The 20,025-nt window shown below is 68.2% G+C and carries 20 protein-coding genes and 2 pseudogenes; 11 read left to right on the top strand and 11 right to left on the bottom strand.

Going from position 1 to position 20,025, the window contains the following annotated elements:
* The first annotated feature begins 53 nt into the window (after positions 1-53).
* Positions 54-1,085: a hypothetical protein gene (locus tag OG714_RS54815; RefSeq protein WP_406132296.1), complete on the top strand. Its 1,032-nt coding sequence runs from the start codon at positions 54-56 to the stop codon at positions 1,083-1,085.
* 20 nt (positions 1,086-1,105) lie between these two features.
* Here OG714_RS54815 and OG714_RS54810 read toward each other — a convergent pair whose 3' ends face one another.
* The 5 genes from OG714_RS54810 to OG714_RS54790 all read right to left on the bottom strand — a co-directional run bounded on the left by OG714_RS54810 (position 1,106) and on the right by OG714_RS54790 (position 6,577).
* On the bottom strand, positions 1,106-1,549 hold the full coding sequence (locus OG714_RS54810) for a hypothetical protein (RefSeq protein WP_406132295.1): 444 nt from the start codon (positions 1,547-1,549) through the stop codon (positions 1,106-1,108).
* 50 nt (positions 1,550-1,599) lie between these two features.
* Complete coding sequence (locus tag OG714_RS54805) at positions 1,600-2,421, bottom strand: DUF6292 family protein (protein ID WP_331732260.1); 822 nt, start codon at positions 2,419-2,421, stop codon at positions 1,600-1,602.
* Positions 2,422-3,695: 1,274 nt separating this feature from the next.
* Entirely contained in the window at positions 3,696-3,842 is a 147-nt protein-coding gene (locus OG714_RS54800; protein WP_331732257.1) for a hypothetical protein, read from the bottom strand.
* A gap of 555 nt (positions 3,843-4,397) precedes the next feature.
* Complete coding sequence (locus tag OG714_RS54795; protein ID WP_406132294.1) at positions 4,398-4,832, bottom strand: hypothetical protein; 435 nt, start codon at positions 4,830-4,832, stop codon at positions 4,398-4,400.
* A gap of 104 nt (positions 4,833-4,936) precedes the next feature.
* Positions 4,937-6,577 carry a hypothetical protein gene (locus OG714_RS54790; RefSeq protein WP_331732252.1) on the bottom strand — a complete coding sequence of 547 codons (1,641 nt, stop codon included), beginning with the start codon at positions 6,575-6,577 and terminating at the stop codon, positions 4,937-4,939.
* A 247-nt stretch (positions 6,578-6,824) separates the two neighbouring features.
* On the opposite strand from OG714_RS54790, the gene OG714_RS54785 reads away from it, so the two are divergent.
* The 3 genes from OG714_RS54785 to OG714_RS54775 are packed head-to-tail and all read left to right on the top strand — an operon-like array spanning position 6,825 to position 8,339.
* Positions 6,825-7,046 (top strand): hypothetical protein, encoded by a 222-nt coding sequence (locus tag OG714_RS54785; RefSeq protein ID WP_331732248.1) that lies wholly within the window; start codon positions 6,825-6,827, stop codon positions 7,044-7,046.
* On the top strand, positions 7,046-7,420 hold the full coding sequence (locus OG714_RS54780) for a fic family toxin-antitoxin system, toxin component (RefSeq protein ID WP_331732246.1): 375 nt from the start codon (positions 7,046-7,048) through the stop codon (positions 7,418-7,420). The genes OG714_RS54785 and OG714_RS54780 overlap by 1 nt, the downstream gene beginning before the upstream one ends.
* A gap of 1 nt (position 7,421) precedes the next feature.
* The gene (locus tag OG714_RS54775) at positions 7,422-8,339 is read left to right on the top strand and encodes a DUF4238 domain-containing protein (protein WP_331732243.1); all 918 of its coding nucleotides are present in this window, start codon (positions 7,422-7,424) and stop codon (positions 8,337-8,339) included.
* Positions 8,340-9,288: 949 nt separating this feature from the next.
* Here the strand turns inward: OG714_RS54775 and OG714_RS54770 are convergent.
* The 5 genes and pseudogenes from OG714_RS54770 to OG714_RS54750 form a co-directional block, all read right to left on the bottom strand.
* Positions 9,289-10,089: pseudogene (locus OG714_RS54770) on the bottom strand (IS5 family transposase); the annotation flags it as partial.
* Between the two features lie 100 nt (positions 10,090-10,189).
* A complete protein-coding gene (locus OG714_RS54765) occupies positions 10,190-10,627 on the bottom strand; it encodes a RacP protein (protein ID WP_406132293.1) in 438 nt (145 codons plus the stop codon).
* A 5-nt stretch (positions 10,628-10,632) separates the two neighbouring features.
* Entirely contained in the window at positions 10,633-11,634 is a 1,002-nt protein-coding gene (locus OG714_RS54760) for a DUF6192 family protein (RefSeq protein ID WP_331732237.1), read from the bottom strand.
* A gap of 525 nt (positions 11,635-12,159) precedes the next feature.
* Positions 12,160-12,312, bottom strand: coding sequence for a hypothetical protein (locus OG714_RS54755; RefSeq protein ID WP_406132291.1), 153 nt, complete (start codon positions 12,310-12,312; stop codon positions 12,160-12,162).
* Between the two features lie 230 nt (positions 12,313-12,542).
* Positions 12,543-13,217, bottom strand: coding sequence for a haloacid dehalogenase-like hydrolase (locus tag OG714_RS54750; RefSeq protein WP_331732231.1), 675 nt, complete (start codon positions 13,215-13,217; stop codon positions 12,543-12,545).
* Positions 13,218-13,405: 188 nt separating this feature from the next.
* Between OG714_RS54750 and OG714_RS54745 the strand changes: the two genes are divergently transcribed.
* The 3 genes and pseudogenes from OG714_RS54745 to OG714_RS54735 all read left to right on the top strand — a co-directional run bounded on the left by OG714_RS54745 (position 13,406) and on the right by OG714_RS54735 (position 15,963).
* Complete coding sequence (locus OG714_RS54745) at positions 13,406-14,581, top strand: RNA-guided endonuclease InsQ/TnpB family protein (RefSeq protein WP_406132290.1); 1,176 nt, start codon at positions 13,406-13,408, stop codon at positions 14,579-14,581.
* A 187-nt stretch (positions 14,582-14,768) separates the two neighbouring features.
* Positions 14,769-14,912, top strand: a pseudogene (locus tag OG714_RS54740) (helix-turn-helix domain-containing protein); the annotation flags it as partial.
* A 316-nt stretch (positions 14,913-15,228) separates the two neighbouring features.
* Positions 15,229-15,963: a transcriptional regulator gene (locus tag OG714_RS54735; protein WP_331732728.1), complete on the top strand. Its 735-nt coding sequence runs from the start codon at positions 15,229-15,231 to the stop codon at positions 15,961-15,963.
* A gap of 560 nt (positions 15,964-16,523) precedes the next feature.
* Here the strand turns inward: OG714_RS54735 and OG714_RS54730 are convergent.
* The gene (locus OG714_RS54730) at positions 16,524-17,288 is read right to left on the bottom strand and encodes a GntR family transcriptional regulator (protein WP_331732228.1); all 765 of its coding nucleotides are present in this window, start codon (positions 17,286-17,288) and stop codon (positions 16,524-16,526) included.
* Positions 17,289-17,420: 132 nt separating this feature from the next.
* On the opposite strand from OG714_RS54730, the gene OG714_RS54725 reads away from it, so the two are divergent.
* The 4 genes from OG714_RS54725 (at position 17,421) to OG714_RS54710 (ending at position 19,974) form a co-directional block, all read left to right on the top strand.
* Positions 17,421-17,687 (top strand): hypothetical protein, encoded by a 267-nt coding sequence (locus tag OG714_RS54725; protein WP_331732225.1) that lies wholly within the window; start codon positions 17,421-17,423, stop codon positions 17,685-17,687.
* On the top strand, positions 17,684-18,508 hold the full coding sequence (locus tag OG714_RS54720; protein WP_331732223.1) for an ATP-binding protein: 825 nt from the start codon (positions 17,684-17,686) through the stop codon (positions 18,506-18,508). The genes OG714_RS54725 and OG714_RS54720 overlap by 4 nt, the downstream gene beginning before the upstream one ends.
* Before the next feature lie 309 nt (positions 18,509-18,817).
* Complete coding sequence (locus tag OG714_RS54715) at positions 18,818-19,549, top strand: methyltransferase domain-containing protein (protein WP_331732220.1); 732 nt, start codon at positions 18,818-18,820, stop codon at positions 19,547-19,549.
* Complete coding sequence (locus OG714_RS54710; RefSeq protein ID WP_331732217.1) at positions 19,546-19,974, top strand: DUF6415 family natural product biosynthesis protein; 429 nt, start codon at positions 19,546-19,548, stop codon at positions 19,972-19,974. Before OG714_RS54715 ends, OG714_RS54710 begins: the two co-directional genes overlap by 4 nt.
* Positions 19,975-20,025: the final 51 nt, after the last annotated feature.

Here is a 20,025-nt window from a genome sequence, read left to right as displayed (position 1 = left end):
CTTGCCCCGCAGACGAAGCAGGACCGAGCATCACCGTTGAAGGAAGGGGTGAGATGACCGACAAGACCACATACATGTCGCTGGTCAAGCAGATGGCAGGGGACGGGGCACCCATCGCCGCCCTTGCGCTGGCGACTGCGGATGCCCGACGCCGCCAGAATCTGGAGCGGCTGTCTGGCGACATCCGATTCACGGGGATCAACGAGCTGCTTGCCCGGCTCTCGACGGTCGGGAAGACGTTCGCTGAAACTCCAGAGCTCTCGAAGCTCACCTTCGTAGTCAAGCGCACTCACGCCGACTTCATGACAGCCCTTGAAGCGGCACTGTCCGGATACTTCTCGGTCGCGTCCGACGCCATGCGTGATGTTCTGGAGATCCAGTACCTCCTGATGGACTTCGCGATCAATCCCGGCCACGCTGACGACTGGCTGACCATAGACGACAAGGACCGCTGGAAGCGCTTCGCGCCGGCGCCGGTTCGCAAACGCCTCCAAACGGCCGGAGTCGTGCACTTCGGCGACAAGGCAGAGTCGAAGGACTACAAGGGCCACAGCATGGGCCTCCACATCAGCCCGGTCCCGCTGATCAACTCGGCGGACGGCATCGTCCCCGAGCACTCATGGCTCAACGAGGCTGGATTCTGGGAGATGTTCGATCATGGCCGTGGTCTGCTGCGCGGGCTGACGATGCTCATCGAGAAGGCGGCTCCCGGCAGCCGCGCCGAAGATGAGATCAAGAAGGACATGCCGTCGTTCGACGAGGCCAGCAGGCAGGCCGAGTTGCTCAAGCAGGTCTGGCTCGCCATCCCGGAGGCGCGGGTCAAGCTCCGCGAGGGCGACCCTGCCACGGCCGGCAACATCATCATTGGGGCGATGGTGGGGAGCGGAATCCTCGACCGCGAACTGATCGTCTCAGTTGGCGGTGACGATGCAGTGCTCGAAGCTCTCATCGAGACGATGCACCAGCTCGCCGAGAGCGATGAGCCCGTCTCCAGGAATGCCGCCAGGGCATTCCTGAGTATCGTCAAGAGCAGCGACACCAACACCACCGCCTCCTCAGGCCAAGGCGAGCGGCCTCGTCAGTAGTTCCAACCCCTACGGGTGAACTACACGAAGCGACCTTCACTCTCAGCCCGCCCGCACGACTCTGACCAGTTGCGAGTGCGGGGACGTGCCCGCACGCAACAGGGGCCGAACCGCTCATGAGACTGCGAAACGGTGAAGAACACGTCCCGGACTCGCACAGCGGTGCGGAACTGCGGGAGTTGACCGCGTACGACCAGGTCGAGGTCGACACCGTGATGGCCACTCCGGGCGTGCGCGGGGTCGTTGCGGCGACTGCACTGCTGGTCCAGGGATATCTCTCCGGCCCCACGAAGGCGCCACTCACTCTGGTCACGCAGTGCGCCGACGGTCACCACCGGGCGGCGGCCGCGGCCCCGGCGCTGCACGCCGTACTCCCCGGCGACATCGAGGAGGCCGCCGTGAACGGACTCGCCGACGCCACCCACCAGTTCGTCGACCGAGGCCTGGTCGTGCGACTGGTCCACCGCGACATCGACCGGGCCGTCGTTCAGCGCTTACCGAGGGCCGGGAGGAGTCAGGATGGCTCCTCACCGTTGCCTGTCTGTTCACGTCGTGCCTGGTCGAGCCGGTCATGGAGTTCCGTGGCATACGCGCGTGCGGTGCTGTGGCGGTGGACGGACTCGTATCCGCGGCCGCGCCGCGCTTGCAGGTCCTGCCCGAGATGCGCGGCGAAAGTGCCCGGACCCAGTGCCGAGGACACGGCCTCGACATACTCCAGCAGGAGCCCGAGCGCGTCGAACTCGCTGGCACGCAGCGGCAGTTCGATCATCGGGTCAGGTACGCCCCGGACCGCGAGGGAGGCCAGGACCCGGTTGCGGTAGGCCGTGGCCTGGGCCTGGATGAGTCGCGGCCCGGGCGGATGGTTCGGCGAGGCCGGGGCCGGCACATACGAGGCCAGGCGCTCCAGCAGCGCCGGGAAGTCGCGGCCTTCCTGGCGGTAGTACGGGCGTTCCACGCTGCCGGCCTGGGCGGGGTTGAGCCGGACGGTGTCGAGGAAGGCCGCCACACGGCGCGGCTCGGGCAACAACCCGTCTCCCATCCAGCGGGCACCGTCAAGGAAGTCGCCGTAAGCGCCCGGGTTGTTGTAGAAGCACCAGCCCGACGCGCCGCTCCAGTGCAGGCCGCAGTCGTTGCCGCCGAAGAGTTCGTCGAAGCGGTCGGTGAAGTTGATGCCGCCCTCGACGTCGACGAAGGAGTTCTCCGGCTCGGTGTACGGCCCGCAGGCGTGCACCGAGCTGACGGGAACGCCCTGAGCCAGCAGTTCCTCGGCGACAGCGGTGGCGTAGTGCCGCGCGCCGAAGGCGAGGTCCTTGGCCGTACGGGGATCAGTGGCCATGAGGAGCTCCGATCGCGTGGGGGTTCCGGGTGACAACGGGTCAGCGCAGCGAGGAGTTCTCCACCAAGAGCTTCGCCTTGCCGGACGCCGGACGGCGGCGCTTGACGACAGGACCGTGCCCGAGGTCACGGACGTCGTCGTCCACACGGAGGACTCCCCCCTTCGACTCGATCGTCAGGGGATCACCGTGTCAAGGACTCGTCGAGCTGTATCGCAGGAGCGGCCGTCGGCCGCGGGAAACCACGGGTGCCCGGGCCGGACTGTCCTCCGAGGAGCGCGAGGCCTTCGCTGCCGAACGAGCGCGGTGGGCGGAGAACCCCCGTCGCCATGCGGCGCGAGCGGCGGGCATCTCCACGAGAGTGTGATCCCCAACCGACGTATCGGGGCAGGGGGTTGCGCGACTTCCTGCGGCTGTGACCCCGATCCGTACGGTGGACGGGTATCGCCTGGGGCTACCCGTCGACGCCGCGTGCGTCGGCCGGGGCGCGCAGGGCCCGGCCACTGCTGCACGGCGCAGTGGGCCCGGCCTCCCACCTCGCAAGCAGGTGCATTGCGTATGGCATCCCTGACGGGCTCAAACTGCCAACGTTGTCAACGCAGGTCGCCCTCAATCGAGCGAACCAACAACGATCAGGGCTCCGCAATTCAAAGGATCTACGGCGAATTCCAGCGCGCGGGATGCATATGAAACGTGCCTTGACCTGCGCCTTAGCGCACCCGTGGGTGCGCTGAAGGGGCACCGATCCATCCCGGTGCCCTGTGGCTCAGGACGGCATCGGACGGCCGCGCGGTCGGCGGAATGCGGCCTGTCCCGGCGGTGACCTGCCGGGATACCGAAGCGCGCGCACCTCATCGGGGCGCCGGCAAGCCCGCGGGATGGACCAGGATGGGTGGCGGGGAGGTCCTGCACGGTCTGCGGGACGGAGTGCTGGTGCCCGGCGTCGCCCCTCCGGTGGGGACACAATTCCGTACTTGAGTCCTGGAACTTTGCGACGCAACAGCGTGGGAATTGCAGACTGCGGAATGTTTCACGCAATACTTTGGACGCAAATACCGGAAAGTCAACGGCTCGCAATTACAAATTATCCCCACCAGAATCCGACGAGGATAGTTGCGTAATTGGATTTAAAATGTGCTACCGTGCCTGACATCAGTCCACGCAGAGGGTGGGCCCCGTACCCGCCGAGTAGCACGGCACGGGGCCCACTGGCGGAGGACTGGAGGGGGGCCCGCCAGGCACGGCGGCCCCCCTCTTCAACATCCGAGGTCAGGGCCTACAACTCCCGCCACACGCAGAGCGCGTAGTAGATGAGCTGGGCCACTACGACCACGGGCCGCAGGCGACGGGAAACCCGCGCCCAACGGCCTCGATGCTTGCCCGCCGGCCCGTCGCCCTCGTCGGGCGCCGTACCGGTAGTCATCCGCTTTCACCTCCCTTCACCGTCCGGTCTCACGCGAGGTGAGACGGCTATTTAGGGAGCAGGAATAAGCTACACCACCACGCCGTGTCGGAAAGGCTCGGTGGCCCGCCGGGGAATTTATGATGTATGAATCCAGTGCGCTTCATTACCTACCTTCGCCGCCGCCCGGACTCAATAGGCCGACCTGTAGAAGTGCAGGTCAGAACGTGGTCGCTTTAGTTTCAGCCGGTCGCTCGGCGGCGACCGTCGACGTCACACGAACGAGGCTAATGTGACCTGCATCACGTTACGTTGCGCAAGGGGTCGATCGTGGTCTGCCACTGGATGCGGCAGGCGGCGCTATGGCCCATCCATCGCCGGGCCCCGCAGATCGCAGCCTCTCAATCGACGATGGCGTCGATCTCCGCAATGCGAGCGGCGAGGCGCTCCCGCTCGGCCCGGAGGGCATCGTTGTCCGGCCCGTCCTCGCCGGCAATCTCAAGGCCCCGATCCACGGCGACAGTTCGGGCAACGTCGCGGACCTTGACGATGGTGCCCTCAAGCGGACCCGTCTGATCAGTCGCGCGCGTCAGCCACGGCCGCGCGGAACTCCTGGGTCATCAGCGCGACCGAGCCACGCTGGACGGGAGCCTCATCGAGCTCGGACGGCACCCTGGCCACCGCGGCACTCATCCGCTCGTACATAGCCGCCTCGACCACCGCCCGATACGGCTCGGGGACCTCCCGGGTGTCCTGGATGGCGATCATCGTGCCGAATCGGGTGCCGATCCAACCGATCGTCTCGACCTTCCAGTCGAGTTTCCGGGCCGCCTTGCGCATCGCAGCCCTGATCAGTTCGACTCCGCCGAGCCCTACGGCTTCCTCGTCATCCAGATTCACCTGGTAGGAGCCGCCGTAGCCGCCCGCCCCCTCGGGGCAGGCGCGGCGCAGCAACGGGGCCATGGCCTCTGCCATGGCGATACACCGCGGGTCCTTCGCGAAGGAAGCCATCGGCGGCATCGTAGAGCCGGACGGACGCTGCGCACTGCCGTTCGGCGGGCCGCTCACTCGAAGTGGGCCGCGCTGTAGCGGTGTTGCAGTGCATGGTCTGCCGGTCAGACGGGTTCCAGGAGGTCGACGACGGAGAGCCCGGTCTCGCCGTTGACGAGTTGGAGGGCGACTTCGGCTCGGGCCGCGAGGTCGAGGGGGTCGAGTTTTTCGGCGTACGCGGCGTGCACGATGCGGTCCAGGCCCGCGCCGACCAGCGGCGCGGCGGTACGCAACGAGGCCTCCAGAGCCACTCCTTGGGTGGCGCCGCCGTGCAGGATGATGTTCCTGGTGCGGTACAGCCGCCGTAGTGCGATGCGGAAGGCACCGGCGACATCGCCCAGTACCGGACGGGGGTCCTGGACCAGGTCGGCCATGCGCTGGGCAGCGGGCCGGTCGCTGTACTTCGTGGAGGTGCCGGTGAAGTCCAGGGCGGAGGCACCACCCGCGCTCAGCGCATCGGCGACCAGGCGGGCGCGCTCCTGATTCGTGACGCACGAGGCGATGGCACGGGCGAGGTCGTCCTTCGCACGGGGCTTGTGACGGTGCGCGAGGGCGGTGAGTTCGGCGCGGGGCCACGAGCAGGCGATGATGGCTGCCATCCGGTCGGCTGCCAGCGCTTTGCCGGACCGCTCGTTCTCCCCCTTGGGGTCGTCCGGGTGCGTCAGCAGCGATTCGACGGCGGCCCACGCGCCGGCGACGGCCGGGGCCATCGGTCCGCGGTTGACTGCGGCCGCGAGTTCCAGGGCGTCGTCGATCCGGCTGCGGGTGCCGACGACATCGTAGAGGTGCCCCTCGTTGACCAGGGTCAGGACATCGGCGCCCCGCGCCGGGGGATCGAGTGGGATGGGCTGGGTGTGACCGGCGACCCAGATATAGGGGAGTGGCTCGACCCCGCCGCGGTCCTTGCGCAGGAACTGGGAGCGGGCGGTCATCCGCTCTACCATCTGGCGCGCCTGCTCGGCGGCACCGTACGGATCCAGCGCCGTGAACCGGTAGACGAACCCGCCGCCCGGCCGGACACCAGCGGTGTCGTGGCCGTGCTCGCGCAGCCAGGCGACGACCTTGCCCTTGCCGTACCAGTGCTCCAGCGGTTCGGCGAGCTGCCGCATGGGCACCTTCTCCAGCGCCACCAGCACCTCGTACGAGCCGGCCGGCGTCCGGGCAAGCTCGGCGGCACTATCCGCTATGTCCACCGTGGTGACACGCGCGTCGTAAAGACCTTTCGCCCAGGCCTTGAGGTGGCTGGCGCTGTAGCCCAGGTCAAGGAGGTGGGAGGCCACCGTGCGGGAGTACCGCTCAGGCTTGACCCGCTCCGCGACGGGAACGTTGACCGCCGACGCCCACCGCTCCAGATAGCCGACCCGGACGTGCCCGATGATCTCCTTGAAACGACGGCGCGCGGGGCTGGGATCCGGCAACGAGTTCTTCAGCAGACCGGTGAGTTCTTTGCGCAGGTCCTTGTCTCCGAGACCTCGGTCGGGGCCGATCAGAGCGTTGAGCTGGATGCGCTGCCAGTCACACGCGGTCTGCGAGAGCACCCCGTGGGCCTGCCAGGAGCCGGCCTCCCAGAGTTCCTCGAGCGCGAGCACGGACCCTATGTCCCACAGACGGCGCGCCCACGGCGTGCCTTCATCGGTGAAGAAGTCCGACATGCGGGCCAGCACGTGCCGGGCATAGGGATCCGAAACAGCTGGGGCTGTGGCCATCGGAGCACCCTAGCCGAGGTGATCGCGCCCACCGTGCACGGCGACGATCACGTGGTACGCTCATCGCAGACTTAAAGGGGCACTCGCCGTCTAACAACGGCCACTGCCCCTTTCTTCTTTCTCTGGACCGGCTTCCTCCGAGGCATCTGGCTAAGCTCTTGAAGCAGGCCTCGCGGACCCGTTTCTCCTGACAGACCACTCCGCTCATCCCTCCCCGCCGGGAACTTGGTCCGGCTACCGTGGGGGCATGGCGAAGGAGATCAGAATCCAGGTCGACGACGAAACGTTCGAGGAGTTGCGCCGTCGCGCCGCCGACGATCATGAGGAACCAGATCAGTACGCGAGTCGGCGGTTGACCGACGACCTCGCACGAACCCGGTTCATCGAGGGAGCCAGGGGCTTCGTCGAGGAGCACGGGCAGGCCTTCGTCGACCGCTTCGGGACCGGCCCCACCAGCCACGCCGCCTGATGCCGCCGGTCGTACTCATCGATGAGCGATGGCTGCTGGACATCGTTCAGAATCTTGTGCCCGGCGACCCCGATGTCACCGATTACGGTGCGCTGGCGGCCTCCGTCGCGCGCCACCGGCACGAGGTCATGGGGACCCTGGTGTACCCGGCTGCGCGTCACCGGGCCGCCGCGCTCCTGCACTGCCTCGCCCGGGTTCCTGCTCTTGAACACTCGAACGAGTTGTTCGCCGCGCAGGTTGCCTATGCCTATCTCTACGCCAGCGGCATCCAGGTCAAGGTCGGCAGCCAGGAAGCGATCACGCTGGTCGCCGACGTCGTCGAGGGGCGCCGCGACGTCCGCGAGGTCGCGGAAGCGCTGAAGAACTGGGGCTGACGTGCCCGACCATCCCAAGAAACACCATTTCGTTCCCCAGTTCCTGCTGCGACGGTTCGCCGATCCGGTGGGGCGCCTGATCGTCCATAAGGTCATGGATCAGAGGCAGTACCAGAGCACCGTGACCAACGTCGGGCACCGCAACTACGGGCACACGCTGTACAGGCCGGGGCGGGAACCGGACCACACGACGCTGGAAGCGGCCATGTCCCAGATCGAGGGCGACGCCATGTCGGCGATCCGGACACTGGACGCATCTCGTTCACGGTCCGTCCCCGATGAGGCACGCGAGGCGCTGGCGTGGCTTCTGGCCCTGCAGTGGCAGCGCTCCCGCTTCCTGATGTACGTCGTGGCGCGGGAGGTCGACACTGAGAGTCAATGGGAACAGGCCTCCCGCGAAGAGATGCAGACCAGCCTTCTGGGGCTGCTCGATGTCTACGTCATCAGCCCGTGGAGCATGCGCCACGAAGATGTGCGTCCCAAGGAGCGGTTCAACTTCCTGGTGAGCGTGCTCGCAGGCATGCACTGGTCCTGCTACAGGCCCCGCGCGGGCGGGCTTCTCGTGGGCGACAACGTGGTGTGCCTCTCCGGCTATGCCGGAAGCGATCCCCCGTCCGTACCCCTCGGGTGGTTCGACCACGGTGTTGGAGCAGGCCTCCACGAGTTCAAGAGGATCACGGTGCCGCTCGGCGAGAGTATGGCCCTGGTCATCTCCCAGGACCCGGAGGAGGCCCGGCGACTGGACACCGCCGCGCTGAACCGCCTCACGGTGTTCAACAGCCGCGAATTCGTGGCGCACTCGCCAGCGTGGGCCTCAGACCATCCGCGGTTGGCGCAGGATCTGTCTGAGTGGCTCGGCATCCAGCACATGATTGCGCCGGCCTTTCTGCAGGAGTACGGGATCACCGGCGTGATGTAGAAGTCCCGCGCAGACTCCCGGAAACGGCCTGCCCGTCTCGGGCGAGACACAACTCGCGCCGCACTCCTGCAACTTGCCCACACTCCGGAGTCACACCGCCGGTTCGGGCAACTGCCCGGGCTTGACCTCGACGAGTCTGAGAGCCTGTGTCTGAGGCCGACATGACAGTTCCCGATTTCGGGAATCCTGTTCTCGTGGCGTTGGACGCGCGATGGGAAGCACTGCGGGAGCGGTTGGATGCGTCGACGGAGTGCGCTGTCGAGCTCGTGCGGACGGCTGGCTTGTTGACCGAGGAGTGCCAGGGGCTGCTTGACGAGAGCTGTCGTCTGCGGCGTCGACCTGCCGGAGCGGCGGAGGATGTCGGGACCTGCCAGAACGGTGACGCTGATCTGGCGGCTTCTCAGCCTTGGCTGTCTGGTCCGTAATCGGCCTGGCACGGAAGGGGTTCCTCGCAAGCCCGTGCGGCGTAGTGTCGGAGTACGAGGACGAACTCCGGGCCTGAAGCCCGGCCGGAGTGTGTGGCCGCCGCCGGGGCATCGGCGTCCCCGGCGGCGGCCGTGGCGCGGGGACGGGCGGCTCCCCTCCGCGGTGTCCTCGCACCGATCGTCCTCACCAGCGTCCGGGGGGAGCGGGAGTTCACCCCGGCTCGAAAAGCTGGGAGGACGGGGTCGGAGCCGTGTTGTCGGCGATACGGCTCCGACCGTCACTCGCCCCGGGGGCTGGGGGCCATGCATGCGGGCTCGGCGTCCGGTGGCCGGCTGGTGCCGGTGAAGCGGACGACTGCCCTGGGATCAGGATAGAACCAGGCAGCGGGTGGGCAACACCCCCGGCTTCCGGCCTTCGTGACGGTATCGGACCGGGTGCGGGCAGTCGGCTGTGGTGCTCAGGCGGCCTGCGGCATCACGTAGCCGTGGGCGACGTCGCGGCGTTCGGCGGGACGGGCCTGGCGGCGGGTCAAGCGTCGGGTCATGAGGGTGATGCAGGACCAGGTGATGAGTGCTTCGCTCATCTCGGGGAGCCGTTCGTGGTCCCGGCAGTGCCGACGGGCTCGCATGATCCACGACCAGGACCGTTCCACTGCCCAGCGCCGCGGTAACACGATGAAACCCTTGGCCTGTGGCGGCCTGCGCACCGTTTTGACGGTGATGTCGAGGTACTTCTTCGCCCAGGGGATGAGGCCGTTCTTGGCGTAGGCGGAGTCGGCCCAGACGATGGCGATCTCCGGGTGCATGAGCGCGAGACGGAACAGCAACTCGCGTGCGACCAGAGAGTCCTGGGCGTCGGCGGGAGTGACCATGACCAGCAGCACGAGGCTGCGATGATCGCAGATCAGATGCCGTTTCCTGCCATTGATCTTCTTCCCGCCGTCCCACCCCCGGGTCGCCTGGCCGACGGTCTCGGACGCCTTGACCGACTGGGAGTCGACGATGACCGATGCGGTCTGGGGTGTCTTGCCCGCGGCGAGACGGATGCGGCGCCGGAGGTGGTCACGGATGACACCGAGGACCCCGGCGGCGGCCCATCGCCTGGCGAATCCGTAAATCGTGCGCCAGGGAGGGTAGTCGGCAGGCATCGCCCTCCACTTTATGCCGTTATCGACTAGATAGCGGATGCCGTCGACGATCTCCCGGCGGGGCCACCGCTCGGGCGCTCCGCCCCTGGACGTCCGGCAGGCCGGGATGGGAAGAAGAGGCTCGACGAGGGCCCATTCCGCGTCACTCATGTCCGAGGGATAGCGGGAAGCACGCACGGGAGAAGGCCAGGAGACCGGCCCGTGGGGAGTGCGGATGGACGAACCGGACCGGCCTCCAGGCCTCCTGTGCATGATGGCGACCCCCTCTCTTGCGGGGCTATTGGTTCTGCGGGTGGGCGATCATGTCGAGGGAGCTCTGGATGGCGTTCATCTGGGCGCCGATGTAGGACACCCAGCGGCTTTTGGGGAAGAGCCGCGCATGCCCGGCCAGAATCCCGTTGATCACGCTGCTGATCTGCGTGGCCTTCACCTCGGCCCAGTGCCGCTCCCACTCCTCCAGCTCGACGGCGTCCTCGCAGAAGTGGTAGCCGTCCCGGAACGACCACAGCAGCGGCGGCCACCGTTTCTCGCCGGCAACTTCGTGGTAGGCGGCGAGCCCGCGCACGACCTGCGACCGGGAGAGCTCGGTGACCACCATCAGCCTCGGCTTCTTCAGCCCGGCCGGCGCGGTCTCCATCAACGCCAGGCGGATCGCTTCGGCGTGACGGGCGGAGGTCGGAGAGCGGCGCCGGTCACGCTCCCTGCTGGAGCGCACCACGGCTATTCGCCCCGCAGGAGCCGGGCCAGCGCCTCGTCCACGTCCACGTCGCCGGTCTCGGCGGCGTGCTCGATCCACTCCAGCGCGCCCCGCACCCGGGCTACGTTCTCGCGCAGAACCGCCCGTTCGTCCTCGCTCAGGGTGCGTCCGCGCAGGCCGGGAACGATCCGGTTCGTCGTGGCCACGAACGAGTGACAGGCCCCGACGAGGTCGAGGAACTCACCTGTCCGCTCGAAATGACGGATGGCCGGGGCGAGTTCGCTGGTGCGCTCGTACTCTTCGCGGGCCTGGCGACCGCGTTCGACCTGGGCGTGGTTGACCGACTGCCTGGCCCGGTCGTCTCCCATCGCTTTGAATGCGACATCGGGACGGTGCAGCAGCCTGCGTGCGGCCTCGGCGGCGACCTGCTCGTCGTGGGCGAGCCCCCCGATCGCCTCGATCCGTGCCTTCACCGGCACGTTCTCGGCGACCGCCGGGCGTTGCAGCAGGTCCGAGGCGACCCGGGCGGCAACCCGGTCGTCGGTCGCCAGGCCGTGGATCGCAGTGACCTTCTCCTGTACCGACCGCGGATTTTGGACCTGCCAGCCCATCTCCCGCTTCGCGGCGTCCTGGGTCCACCGGCATGTTCCGTAGTGCTCGTTGAAGGGCGGCTTGCGGATCAGCTCGAACCGGTCCGAGCGCCCCGTCAGGATCCGGTGGATGTCCAACGACACCCCTTTCACCCGCTGCTTCGGCGGCCAGTGGGCCGCCGTGCTGCGGTAGCTCATCACGCTCGACGTCGACACCCCGACATCGTCCGCGAACCGGGCCAGAGTCTCCTCGACCGTCTGGACATCCTCGCCCGCCGCGGGCCGTGCACCCCCTCGCATCTGGAGGGGTTCAATCTCCAAAGCGTTGTCACCTAACTTGAAATGCGTGTCCCGCTCGGTCTCGACCAGGCTCTTCGACTCCGCCACGAGCTCGTCGTAGCGCTCCTGGGTCACCCTGCCGACCATGGTGGGCATCGCCCTCACCACCTGCCACGGACCCGGGGGCGGCACAGCGCCGGCGACAAGGCCGGACCCGCGATACGAGACAGCGTCCATCCGTCCGGAGATCGAACACCAGCACCGACCAGCACTGACCGGAAATGACCGAACGGAACCCGAAACGGTCAGATGAGCCGTTCGCTCAAGCGTCTATTCGGCGCTTCGGCGAACGCTTTCTTCCGCTGGTACGAAGCCCGGCCACGGCACTTCGCCGAGCAGTACACCGCGTTGCTGCGATGATCCACCCCGGCCACCCACACCGTCTGGCAGACCGGGCAGACCCGCCGCCCCTCACCGCCACGCTCAGCCGCCACCCGACGTCGAATCCGCCGCGCACGCCGCCACTGCCTGGCCCGACATGCCGCTGAGCAGTACACCGCCCTCGGCGCGGCCCCCACCTCCAGCGGAGAGTCACACACCGGACAACACCGCTGAAACGGCAGCCCGACGAACCCGGACACCTCACCAGGCTAGACCCGACTGAAGGTCCATATCAGGGGATCAGACACAGGCTCTGACGTCCTTGCACTCGGCGTCTTCGAGCTCCTGTTTCCGCCGTTCGCCGCTGGGCTCGTCGTATGCAACTGCCGAGGAGCAGTGCGTGCCGTCGGTTGCCGTCCAGGTCAGCCCGTAGTTCTTCATCGTGATCGTCATACGGGCCATCATCGCCGCCAGCACTGACAAAGCACCCACCATGCGGCTCCGGCGGGCTCCGCACCGTCGCCGGGTACCTGCTCGGCGCGCTGTACGGCGTCGGTCTCATCCTCGCGCGACGCGCGGGACGGAAGGTGACGATCCCGTTCGGCCCGTTCCTCCTGGCTTGTGCGGTCGCCGGGATCCTCCTGAGCTCCTGGTCTATCTGAACGAGACGATCACACACCTGGTCAGCCGCCACTGCATACGAGTTTGACGAGCAGTTCGGTGTCCCTCAGGCCGGGGAGGACCACCTCTGCGCCGGCCTCGCGGAGCGCGGCTTCGTCGCTCCGGCCGGTCGCGACGGCGATCACGCGCACTCCGTTGGCGTGGGCGCCCTCGACGTCCGCCGGGGTATCACCGATCAGCACCGCGTCGGCCGCCGCGGTGTGCGCGCGGTGCAGGGACAGATCGACGAGGTCGGCGCGCACGTCGTGGTCCTCCCCGTAGGCGCCCAACTCCCACAGGATCGGGGCGTCGAGACCGAAGACCTGCAGCTTGAGCTCAGCGACGGCCCGGATGTTCCCGCTGACCACGGTCTGCCGCACGCCCACGTCGGTGAGCGCGTCGAGGACAGCGGCCGCGCCCGGCAGCGCATGGCCACGCTCCCGGAGCTCGGCGGCGCGGTCCAGGTGCGCAGCGGCGAGGGCACGGGCGAACCGCTCGAAGTCCGTGCGGTCCGTGGCCAGGCCGTGGAGTTTCGCCGTCTCCCGGAAGATCACCGGCTCCGTGATGCCGTCGATCCGTGCCTGCTGACGCATGGGCTGCCCGGTGGTCTGCGAGAACGCGACGGCCGACAACTCGCGGCCCACACCGCGCGTGTCGATCAGGGTGTGGTCGACGTCCCACAGGACCAGCCGGGTCATTAGGTGCCTCCCCAACTACCCAGCCCTCACTGGGTCACGGAATCTCCTTCGAGGATGCCACCGGCTGAAGTCGAACTATGGAGCGGGGCAGGGGAGGAGGGTGATCCGGCCTACTCCCGAGACGAGGTGGGTCAGCCCGTAACGACCAAGAGCTTCAACTGTCAGTCCTCCCAGGTAGGTTCAGGATCATGACGACACCAGCCCAGGTCGCGGAAGGCTCCGGGCATGCCCGGTACGCCTTCCGCGTTCGTGTGTCATCCACCGCCAGGGCCGCACTCGAAGCCGAGTGGGACCGGTGTCGATGGATTTGGAACGAGTGCGTTGCTAAGTCCAAGCAGGTCCACCAGCTCAGCAAGGCGACCGGCGAGAAGCTGACCTGTGGTCCGGCCCAGTTCGACAAGATGCTGACCGAGGCACGGCGCGTGACGCCATGGCTGGCCGAGGGTGCAAGCGTTCCTCAGCAGCAACTCATACGCGACTTCGCGAAATCCCGTGCCAAGGCATTGAAGGACATCAAGGCGCGGTTGCCGATGCGGCAGCGTGCCGGGTTGCCGAAGCACAAGAAGAAGCGCGAGGCGCTGCCGACGCTGAACTACACCCAGCGCGGCTTCCGTCTCAAAGACGGCCGTCTGCACCTCGCCGGCGGTATCGTCCTGACGGTCGTGTGGTCGCGGGATCTTCCCAGGCCGCCGTCCAGCGTGAGGGTCTACCGAGACAGCATCGGGCATTGGTACGTGTCGTTTGTGGTCGCCACGACTACCGTGCAGCTTCCCGCCACCGGCCGTGTCATCGGGATCGACTGGGGTGTCAAGCAGACCGCGACCACAACATCCGCCGACCACGACCTTCCCCACGCCCAGCACGGGAAGACGGCCGCGCAGAAGCTTGCCCGCTACCAGCGGATGATGGCCCGGCGTAAGCCGAAGAGAGGGCAGGCCACCTCGGGCAGATACCGCGAGGCGAAGCGGCAGGCCGCGAAGCTGCACAGGAAGGTCGCCCGGCAGCGTGAGGACACCGGCCGCAAGTGGGCCAAGAAGGTCGTCCGTGACCACGACGTCCTGGCTGTGGAGGACTTCCGCCCGAAGTTCCTCGCCAAGTCCACCATGGCCCGCAAGGCCGCCGACGCCGCCATCGCCACGACGAAACGCGCCCTGGTCGAGATGTGCCGCAAGCACGGCCGGACCGTGCACCTGGTCCACCCCATGCACACCACGATGGACTGTGCGCAGTGCGGAGCGAGAACCAAGCACGCACTTCCCCTCTCCGAACGAACATATGCCTGCACCGCGTGCGGAGCCGAATCCCCCCGGGACAAGAACTCCGCCCGTGTGATGCTGGTCCGGGCTGGTCTCGTACCCGGCTAGCGCTGATCGTGTAAGACCTGCGCGCCCGCCGGGCCGCAGGCGACGTGAGCTAGGAATCCCCCTCGCTTCGTTTACCAGGGGGAGGAGTCAAAGCGTGTCACTCGAACGTGGTCGGACCGTAGGTGCTTGCCGGGTCCCGGCCTCTACGCTGACGGTACGAGCACGGCCCGGGAAGGGGGCGACGGATATGACGTCGACTCCGCCGCACCTGTCCGTGGGCCGCAAGATCCGGCGGTACCGCCAAGAGAAGGGCGACCGGCCGGTCGCCGCAGTCGCCGGGCTGTGCGGCATCTCCCCGCGCTACTTGCACATGATCGAGGACGGAACGAAGGTCCCGTCCGTAGACGTGCTGGACCGGATCGCTGCGGTGCTGGGCGTGCCCCTGGCCGCGCTGCTGTCCGAGGACCCGATCGAGGAAGCCGCGGTCCCCGTCAGCGTGGCGCCGGCTGTCGCCCGGGCTCTGCTGGGCCACACGGGGGCGATCCGGCCCGCGCCTGCGGATCCGGCACAACTACGGGAAAGGATCGAGCGGGCGTGGTACTCGTGGCAGGCCTCAAAGGACCGGTTCACGCAGGCGGCCCTCTTCCTGCGCCGTGCGCCGTCACCGTCACGGCAGCGATCCCCGGGCGCGCCGCGAGGTGTTGAGGGTGGCCGCCGATCTGTACGGGCTGCTGCGCTCGTACTGTCGCCGGGTCGGCCGCCTCGACCTGGCACTCATGGTCGCCGACCGGGCCAAGCACGCGGCCGAGGAAGCCGACGATCCCGTGCGGCGGGCCGCCGCAGCATGGAACCTGGGCCACGTTCTGCTCTCCCACAACGAACCCGCCGCGGTGGAGGAAGCGAAGGAGATCGCGCTCCAGGCCGCCGAGCAGTTGCGGACGGTCCCGGCAACTCCCGCTTCCCAGGCCGTCGAAGGAGCTCTGGAGCTGGTCGCTGTGGTCTCCGATGCCCGGCGCCGCAGTTGGCGGGAAGCCCGGCGGCGCCTGGAGCGGCAGGCCGTCCCGCTCGCCCGGAACGCGGGGGAGGGCAATGTCCAGTGGACGGTGTTCGGCCTCACCAACGTGGCGCTGCACGCGATGAGCATTGAGATGCTCGCCGGCGATGCCGCCGAGGGACTGCGTGTGGCCGACCAGGTCGACATCAGCCAACTACCAAGCCGCGAGCGGCAGTTCACCTTCGGACTTGAGGTGGCCCGCTGCTACGACCTGCGCCGTGACGACGCCGCCGTCCTGGTGCACCTGCTCAGCCTGGAAGACCTCGCTCCCGAGGACCTCTCCCGCAGCCCTCTGGCCAGGAACATGGTCAAGAACCTGCAGCAGCGGGTACGGCCCACCTTCCGCCGGCCGGTGGACGCGCTCGCCGAACGCCTACAGATCGCCTGAACATCCCCTACGGCACCCGCAGTTGGGGTACCGGCATGAACGCGGACACCAGCCGTAAACGGTGACAATCCGCATCTGAACCTGGGATTGCGAAGCAGGAGTCCCGCCGGCTCACCGCTCGCTCTTCTGGCGGGGTGATGGCTGCCGGTTCCTCGCGCTGCAGGCCCTGGAGAGGATCATGGCCCCCGGCGCGGTCACCGTGGATCCGTATCCGCCTGCTCCGTCCTTGTCCTTCCTCGTGGCCGCCGGTGCCACTGTCGGCTGGCGGTTGCCGCACATCACCGGCTGCGGATCCCCGCTCCGGGTGCCGTTGCCTCCGGACGGCAAGGAGGCGCCGCCCGGGCCGTACTGGCCGATTGGGCGATCGCAGGGTCTGACGTCGGCGCACGCCTTGAGCGCGGCGCTGGAGGCTGCCGGGAGGCGGCTGTCCGTACGGGATCCGGGTTGTGCCGCCACGGTGCGCGAGTTGTGGGTCCCGGGCCGTCTACGGTCGGCGCGCTCCGTACGAAGCCGGGTTCCTCTCGGTGAGGGCCGGTGACAGCGTGGCGAACGACGAAACCCTACGGTGCGAGGACCGCGAATTCGTAGGCGACTTCCCAACGCGAGTCCGGGACGGTGATGTCGGCGGTCTCGACCGCGCGACCGTCGCCGTCGAAGTAGCTCCGCTCGATCACGAGGACCAGATCCCCGCGGTTGATGCCGAGGAGGTTGGCCTGCTCCTGGGTGGCCCGGGCGGGGCGGGGCACTTCCAGCGCGGTGACGATGTCGATGCCGATGGACCGCATCCGGGCTACGACGCCCGTGCCGGCGAGCGGGCCCATCTCGGGCAGCATGACGGGGGAGTCGCCGGTGATGGACATCGGTTCCCAGCTGACCGAGAGCTGGGCGGGCTGGGCGTCCGCGAAGAACTCGTAGCTGGTACGGACGCACAGGGCGCCGGGTTCGATGCCGAGTCGCTGGGCGATCTGGTTCGGAGCGGGCGTCCGTGCCTGGGAATGCGCCTCCCAGGTGCCGGCGCGGCCGAGTTCGGCCATGTCCGCGCGGAAGGGGCTTCCACCACGGCGTTCCCGGTGCCGGGACCGGATCATGCGCCGCCGCTGCCGCGGCTTGGCGACGAAGGTGCCGGATCCGACACGGCCCTCCAGCCGGCCTTCAATGATCAGACGTTCCTGGGCCTTCTGCACCACATTGGGGCCGACGCCGTACTCCTCGGCGAGTTGGGCGCGCGAGGGGAGCCTGTCACCAACACCCCATTCGTTGTCGTCGAGTCGGCGGCGCAGGTCGTTGGCGATCACCTCTTGCTGCGGCGGCTCGTCGTGGCCCATGCAAGGACTCCGTACTGGTCAGCGGCTCCCGGATCGACGGGTTCGAACGACCCGATTGACAATTTAATGCATCAGGTTCAAGCTAATGCATTAAAACTACGGTACGTGATCAGTTGTGCGCGGGGGAGATCCGTGAAGTCGCCGACACTCCAGGCCACCGCGATCGCCTCGATGCTCACTGCGCTCGGCGCGACCCCGGTCAAAGACGAGACGCAGGCGTGCGTCCGGATCGAGGCCGAAGTGCCGCCCACGCTCGGCGAGGCCGCCCTGGTGGACCTCCTCCACCTCCTCCTCCGCGCCTCCGACCGCTTCGGGCACAGTCTCCAAAAGGACGGCACCTCGGTCATCTGGGCCGAAGTCGATACCGACGACACGCAAGATCACCGAGGTGAGTCGTGACCCTCCTACGCCCGCAGGACAACGTCCCCGCGCGTATCGCCCCCATGCCGCCCGCGTACGGCATCGTCGGCAGAGCCGCTGCCGGAGCCAGCGTCGCGCTTTACACCTGCACCATCGACTCGCACATCGCGGGCGCGACGCTGACCGTGCTGCGCGACTTCGCCTCCGCGCAGGGCTGGACGTCCGTCCTTGAGGCGTACGACCTGGCGCCGCTCACCACCCCACGCAACCGCCGTACCGGCTGGCGCACGGTCGAGGACGCCCTGACCCGCGGCGAGGCCACGGGCTTCATCGCCCCGTCCGAGCAGGAGATCGCCTCCCATCCCGCAGACTGGACCGCGCTGCGCTGCTGGCTCATTGACCTCCCGGCCTTCGCCGTCTACCCCCGGCCGAAGAACCGCCCCACAGACCCCGCCGCCGTGTGGTCCCACTCGTACGCCCTCGTTCCGGTCAGCGTGCGGCAGGTGGCGGGAACGGCACGCACCCACTTGACGCTCCGGCAGTGGTCCGGGGACATCGACTCCGCGTCCGCGGTGCTCGCACGACTCGCATTCAATGCCGTCGTCCACGCACAGCCCGCCGACGGGGCAGATGCCTGGATGCACGTGCACCTCGCCTTCACCGACGACGGAGGCTTGCGCATCGACGTCGAGGATCCCTCGCCCGGCTTCCCCGACGCACAGGCCGCCCTCCGCGGTGAGAGAGGCCGCGGCCTGCGCGACGTCCGGCGGTTCGGCGCGGATCTGACCTGGTTCCTCGCCGAAGACGGGCGCAGCAAGACGATCCGGGCCACTCTGCCACCGGGGGAGGTCCCCGCATGACCCGCCTGCCGGGCGGCTGGCGCCAGTGGTGCCCGCAGCTCCTGACCGTCATGGCCGTCGCCGCACTCATCGTCCCCATCGTCATCGCCTACGGAAGCTGACCCCCATGGCCGAGGTACCGGAGCATCTGCCGGAAACACCGCTCCCCACTCGTGAGCCCCAGGACGCGCCGGCTGCGCTGCCCGCCTTCCCCGGCCACCGCACTGAGGTGAACCGCTCTGGTGTGCGGCACGGGGAGGCGGTCGACCGGCGGCTCGCCCCGGGCCGACTGCGCCGAAGCCGGCCCTCTGAAGACCCGGGCGGTACACCGTGATTACGACCACGCCGAGGCTCACGGCCGCCGACTGGGACTCCTGGTACACGGCCAGATGGCCCGCCTTGTACACCGCCGGATGGCCCGCCCTCATCACCGACAAGGAATCCGAGTACTTCCACCGGACTGTCCGGCCGCGCCCCGGAATGACCGCCGCGGATCTGGGCTGTGGTAACGGCCAGTGGACGCGGCAACTCGCGGCCTGGGGCACGCTCGTGACCGGCTACGACTTCTCCACCGAAGGCCTGCGGCAGGCAGCCGCGGCCGGGCTGCAGGACGGACTGTCGTACACGCGGTGGGACATCGACGCCGAGGCGATCCCCGCCGCCCTCCTGCCCGGCACCCTCGACCTGGTGACGTGCCGTCACGCGCTTCCGTTCCTTGACTACGCGCGTGCGCTGACCGACGTGGGGCGCTGGCTCAAACCATCCGGCACCTTCTACGCCCTGGTCCGAGTCACCGCCGACCAGGACAACGAGGGTGCCGCGACACAGAACGACTCCGCCCAGGAACCCTTCCACCGCGGCTTCACCGAGGCGCAGATCGACGAACTCGGCATCGGCTGGGCCCACCGCACGGCCTACAGGCTCAGCGCCCACAACTGCGGGATCGTGCTGCGCGGCTACGGCGACACCGCCCTCACGCCCCGGCACGCCGCGGGTGAGACCAGCAGGCTCCTCACGCCGGCGGCCACATCCCCTGCCCTTGTGGAGAGGCGAGCGCGATGACCGACACGATGCCGGAACCGGGCTGGACCCATCCCGTACGGGAAGCGGTGCTGCCCGGTTCCACGCAGGGACTCGAGAGACTCCTTGAGAGGGTCCAGAACTGGGCGCCCTACGTCGACGGCCTGCTGCTCGACGACGTCGCCGCCGTCCTGGACGACCATGTGCCGGACGAGGACGAGGTCGTCGAGCACGCTCAGCGGCTCGGCAGCCACCTGATGCGCTTGGTGAACCTCGCCGTCGCCTCCAGGGGCGACCAGCGGGATCGGGAGGTGGCTGACCTCGTCGAGCGGGGCCGTGAACTCCGGTCCCAGGAACTGCCTGGTGACCATGCGCAGGCTGTCGGGCACATACGACGGATGGCGTGGACGTTGAACGAGCTGCTCGAACTGCTGGTGAAGCACCAGTGCCTTACGGCCGAGCCGTGAAGTCCAACCACCCTGGCCGGACGCCGGCCCAGGCGGAAACTGGAGAACCGC

It is taken from the genome of Streptomyces sp. NBC_00989 (assembly GCF_045162655.1).
In the GTDB taxonomy this organism is placed as follows: Bacteria; Actinomycetota; Actinomycetes; order Streptomycetales; family Streptomycetaceae; genus Streptomyces.
The sequence above is the reverse complement of the archived record's forward strand: the minus strand, read 5'-3'. Positions and strand labels throughout refer to the sequence as shown.

Coding starts and splice junctions, on each gene's coding strand:
- OG714_RS54800 (WP_331732257.1), bottom strand. CDS start 3,842: ATGACTACCGGTACGGCGCCCGACGAGGGCGACGGGCCGGCGGGCAAG.
- OG714_RS54815 (WP_406132296.1), top strand. CDS start 54: ATGACCGACAAGACCACATACATGTCGCTGGTCAAGCAGATGGCAGGG.
- OG714_RS54730 (WP_331732228.1), bottom strand. CDS start 17,288: ATGGGCCACGACGAGCCGCCGCAGCAAGAGGTGATCGCCAACGACCTG.
- OG714_RS54780 (WP_331732246.1), top strand. CDS start 7,046: ATGCCGCCGGTCGTACTCATCGATGAGCGATGGCTGCTGGACATCGTT.
- OG714_RS54710 (WP_331732217.1), top strand. CDS start 19,546: ATGACCGACACGATGCCGGAACCGGGCTGGACCCATCCCGTACGGGAA.
- OG714_RS54760 (WP_331732237.1), bottom strand. CDS start 11,634: ATGCCCACCATGGTCGGCAGGGTGACCCAGGAGCGCTACGACGAGCTC.
- OG714_RS54750 (WP_331732231.1), bottom strand. CDS start 13,217: ATGACCCGGCTGGTCCTGTGGGACGTCGACCACACCCTGATCGACACG.
- OG714_RS54795 (WP_406132294.1), bottom strand. CDS start 4,832: ATGGCTTCCTTCGCGAAGGACCCGCGGTGTATCGCCATGGCAGAGGCC.
- OG714_RS54785 (WP_331732248.1), top strand. CDS start 6,825: ATGGCGAAGGAGATCAGAATCCAGGTCGACGACGAAACGTTCGAGGAG.
- OG714_RS54790 (WP_331732252.1), bottom strand. CDS start 6,577: ATGGCCACAGCCCCAGCTGTTTCGGATCCCTATGCCCGGCACGTGCTG.
- OG714_RS54755 (WP_406132291.1), bottom strand. CDS start 12,312: ATGACGATCACGATGAAGAACTACGGGCTGACCTGGACGGCAACCGAC.
- OG714_RS54745 (WP_406132290.1), top strand. CDS start 13,406: ATGACGACACCAGCCCAGGTCGCGGAAGGCTCCGGGCATGCCCGGTAC.
- OG714_RS54805 (WP_331732260.1), bottom strand. CDS start 2,421: ATGGCCACTGATCCCCGTACGGCCAAGGACCTCGCCTTCGGCGCGCGG.